This window comes from Mesorhizobium sp. M7A.F.Ca.ET.027.03.2.1, assembly GCF_003999175.1.
GTDB lineage: Bacteria > Pseudomonadota > Alphaproteobacteria > Rhizobiales > Rhizobiaceae > Mesorhizobium.
Genome location: NZ_RZOM01000664.1, coordinates 1 through 3452, shown reverse-complemented (window position 1 = coordinate 3452; position 3452 = coordinate 1). Strand labels below are relative to the sequence as shown.

Below are 3452 nucleotides of genomic sequence, written 5' to 3'. Positions count from 1 at the left end.
GATGTCGCCGCCGACGGCCGCGCCCAGCACCTCGATATCCATCGACCCCGCGGGTAGCGGACCGGTATCGGTGACGATCTCCGCATCGGCGACCGGTCCGGCATCGTCGAGAAACACGACCTGCCCTTGACCTAGCGCCACCGGGTCGACGCGCAGGAAGGCGGCGGTCTTCAGGAGGTTCTCGGTCTTGGGCAGATTGCGGCCGGTTTCCCAATTGCCGACGGCGGCGACATCAGTGTCGTTGTGCTCGGCGATGTGGCGCATGACCATGCCGCGCTGCTTGCGCGCCTTGCGGATCGCCGCCCCGACCTTGATCGACAGTTCCGTTCTTGCCATGGCGACCATGTGAGTGATGAAAGTGGCTCTCGTCTATGAAAGAATGGCTTGCATAAATTTGTGAGTTATGCTTATATACGGTTATGCAAAACCTGTCCACCTTTGATGGCGCAATGGCGCCGGCCCCGTGCGCGGTGTGCCCGGCGGCTGTCGCCCCCCTTTCATCCCGGCTGTCCTCCTCCCCGGCCAGGATGAAGCCCGAGGCTCGGTGCTTGACTGCACCAGCCCCGGGTCCGGTCCGCCCGTCTCCGGCGACCGGAACGGCCGGAGCCGCCGCTCCCAGCGGCTCCGGCCCCCAATCCGACCGGCATGGCGCCGGCGCTGTTTTTTCGGCTGGCCGCTCCTGCATCCGCACCGAGGACGGCACCGTCATCCTGTTCGACAGGCCAACGGGCAGGGCGGTTTCCGCCATGGATAGAAACACGGCCGAGGCGCGGCTTCTCCACCTTGCCGGCGGGAAATCTACCCAATCCGGCTGAGGCTGGTCGGCTGACAGCCGGCTCTTGAAAAACAACCTGACTGCGACCCGGCCACCGGGTCGAACCTTGACGCTGCCCGACGGCGCGCGGCCGAACTTTGGATGGAGCTGGATATGGCAAGCTATAGCGACGCGGAATTGCACGAGATCGGCCGCTGGCTGAAGGACGGGCTTTCAGCCTCCAGGATTGCAGTCGCGTTCAGCGCGTTGCGCGGCAGCCCGGTGTCGCGCGACGCCATCATCGGCATCGTGCACCGCAACGCCATGCTGGGCGCGATCGGTTTTGCCAATGGCAAGGGACCGCCGCCGCGAGCCAGACAGGCGGTGGGCAAGCGCGCTGAAAGCAAGCGGGCGACTGGCGCCCCGGGGACTGCGACGCCTGTCGTCGGCAAGATGCATGGCGTGCTTGCCGCCAAGGACATCCCCGCGCGTGAAGTGGCCCGGCCCAGGCGCCATTCGTTCGTGCGCGAGGTAGGCGTGCTGATCGCCGACGGCGTAGCCTATCGCCTGGAGACGCCGGCGCCGCCGCGCGCGGCCATTGGCCGGCAGCCGCATGGCGTGGCGATGCGTTTCATCGATTGCCTGTTTTCCCGCTGCCGCGCGCCGCTGGATCTGACGGTGGAGGAGGATTCTGAAAACGATGCGCCAGGCAGCCGGCCGGGCGCCGACATGCTGTGCTGCGGCATGCGCACCGGGGCGCTGAAAAGCTATTGCACCTACCATCAGGCGCGCTTCCAGCGCCGCGTATTTGTGGCGACGGGGTGAGGCTTGGTCTCTTCTCCCCGTTCACGGGGAGAAGGTGCCGGCAGGCGGATGAGGGGCAGCGCTGACGAGGCAGGATTGAAAGCTGACATGAAATTCAAGCATCCGATTCAGATGCCACTTACCGAAGCGCTGGCGCCGCCCCTCATTGCCCTGCCGGGCGTTCGCTGTTCGAAAAGCCAAGCAATTGGCTTTTCGTCCGCTGCGCGGACCACACCTCACCCCCGTGAACGGGGAGAAAGAAGCAAAATCTTATTTCGGTATTTGCCGGCCTTGCTTGGGCGTGCGGCTCTGCATGCTCCTTGCGTCCATCGCCATCGCCGGGTTGCCCTCGTCGACCAATATGCCGGTGACCCGGGCAAAGCCGGTAAACACCTTCATGGCGTCGGCTTCGGAAATCTGCGCGGCGATCGCCGCGCTGCAGGCGTTCAGCGCACTGCGGTAGACATGGCCGCGTCGCTCGAGCGGCCAACGCTGCAGAAAATCGGCGGCTTCGCTGACGCTGTCGATCTCTTCGATCTCATCTTCCACCCGCACTTTGAGCGGCACTCCGGTTTTCATCGTACCCACGGCGTTCACCTTCGCTTTGCGCGCGGCTCCAACTACCGCATCGATAAACGCGCCCCGCTGGCGGCCGGTTGCATCAATTTTTCGGCCGGCGCGCGATCCTCATGGGCTAGCCACCGCGTCCAGCCAGTCATGGGCGCGGCTTTTGGGCCTGGCCACCAGTATGTTCTGTTGCTTGGCCGCCCTGGTGAAGGCGTCGAACGCAATGCGCTGGCAGCAGATGCCTTCGACGGCGAGCGTAACCAGCCGCGTCGCCTCGAGATAACCAGGTGCTGTCTTGTCGGGCCATTGGTGGCGCAATGCCTCGGCTGCGCCGGCCACCGAACTGACCAGCATGGTTTTGTTATCGCAAAAGCGCACGGTAACCGGCATGAAGGCTGTCATCGGCGAACCTCCCCTTGGCATGGACGCGACATAACGTCGAAAGCTCGCGCCGGTTCCAGCTGGATGCCGGGCGGCAAGGATGCTGGCGCAGCGGCGAGGCGACGACCTCCGATTCAACGAAGGCCAACCGAACGGCGGCTCTCTCCGCCCTGCCGACCATGTGGGGAGATGCCCAACAGCGCGAAGGATCGCCGCTTTGCCGTTCTCCATCATCCCGAGCCAACCAGGAGCCTCCCATGAGCAAAAGGACCAGACCCGTCAAACCGCAGGCGCCGAAATTGCCGAAGGGCGAGGCCGAGCAGGTGCGCATACGCCGCGAGATCGGCCATGATTTCGCGCTCAGGGATGACGCCTTCGGCCGCAAGCGGCTGGCGGCGGGCACGCTGGAGGCTGCTCGTGTCTACGAGGTGCCGAATGACGGCTACGCCGCCACCGGCGGCATCGTGCGGGTGCGCGCCATCGATGCGCTTATCGGCATCACCTCGCTGTCGCGCCAGCAGCGCGAGGCAGGTCTGCGCTACCGCGAGGATTTCCGCTGCAGCCAGCAGGCTGATGTCAAGCCGATGCGCTGGACCGAGCGCGTCGACGGCGGCCGCGATGGCGGCGGCATCGCCGACAGTGTGCTCGACGCCGGCAGGGCCTATGCCGCCGCTACAAGAGCGCTAGGCCATTGGGAGGTGGCCGCCGTGGTGCGACAAGTCTGCTGCGCGGACGGTTCCCTCAAGCGCCTGTCCGAGCAGACCGGCGAGGGCCGGAACGTGGTGACGAAGCTGCTGAAGGTGGGGCTGGATTTGTTGGCAGTGCATTACGGGATGATGATGAAGCGGTGAGGGTAGGGAACAGGCAGGCGCTGTTGCGCGAGGTTCTCGACCCCAGCCACGTCGGCCAAGCCGTGCAGGGCAAGTCGATGCGCCCGATCCTGAGT

At 65.4% G+C, this 3452-nt stretch carries 6 protein-coding genes; 3 read left to right on the top strand and 3 right to left on the bottom strand.

Translation table 11 applies throughout. The features are described from left to right. Window positions 1-345: helix-turn-helix transcriptional regulator (locus EN750_RS24455; RefSeq protein ID WP_145967879.1), on the bottom strand; the 345-nt coding region annotated here is incomplete at its 3' end. A gap of 203 nt (window positions 346-548) precedes the next feature. Between EN750_RS24455 and EN750_RS24450 the strand changes: the two genes are divergently transcribed. Together EN750_RS24450 and EN750_RS24445 are read left to right on the top strand one after the other, a co-directional pair. Next, a complete protein-coding gene (locus tag EN750_RS24450) occupies window positions 549-815 on the top strand; it encodes a hypothetical protein (RefSeq protein ID WP_245482789.1) in 267 nt (88 codons plus the stop codon). 113 nt (window positions 816-928) lie between these two features. Further along, a complete protein-coding gene (locus EN750_RS24445; protein ID WP_127397942.1) occupies window positions 929-1579 on the top strand; it encodes a GcrA cell cycle regulator in 651 nt (216 codons plus the stop codon). 249 nt (window positions 1580-1828) lie between these two features. Here EN750_RS24445 and EN750_RS24440 read toward each other — a convergent pair whose 3' ends face one another. Both EN750_RS24440 and EN750_RS24435 read right to left on the bottom strand, forming a co-directional pair. Then, window positions 1829-2137 carry a DUF982 domain-containing protein gene (locus EN750_RS24440; RefSeq protein WP_189526427.1) on the bottom strand — a complete coding sequence of 103 codons (309 nt, stop codon included), beginning with the start codon at window positions 2135-2137 and terminating at the stop codon, window positions 1829-1831. 108 nt (window positions 2138-2245) lie between these two features. Then, window positions 2246-2527: a DUF982 domain-containing protein gene (locus EN750_RS24435; RefSeq protein WP_127397938.1), complete on the bottom strand. Its 282-nt coding sequence runs from the start codon at window positions 2525-2527 to the stop codon at window positions 2246-2248. 236 nt (window positions 2528-2763) lie between these two features. Between EN750_RS24435 and EN750_RS24430 the strand changes: the two genes are divergently transcribed. After that, window positions 2764-3357: a DUF6456 domain-containing protein gene (locus EN750_RS24430; protein ID WP_127397936.1), complete on the top strand. Its 594-nt coding sequence runs from the start codon at window positions 2764-2766 to the stop codon at window positions 3355-3357. The last annotated feature ends 95 nt before the right edge of the window (window positions 3358-3452 follow it).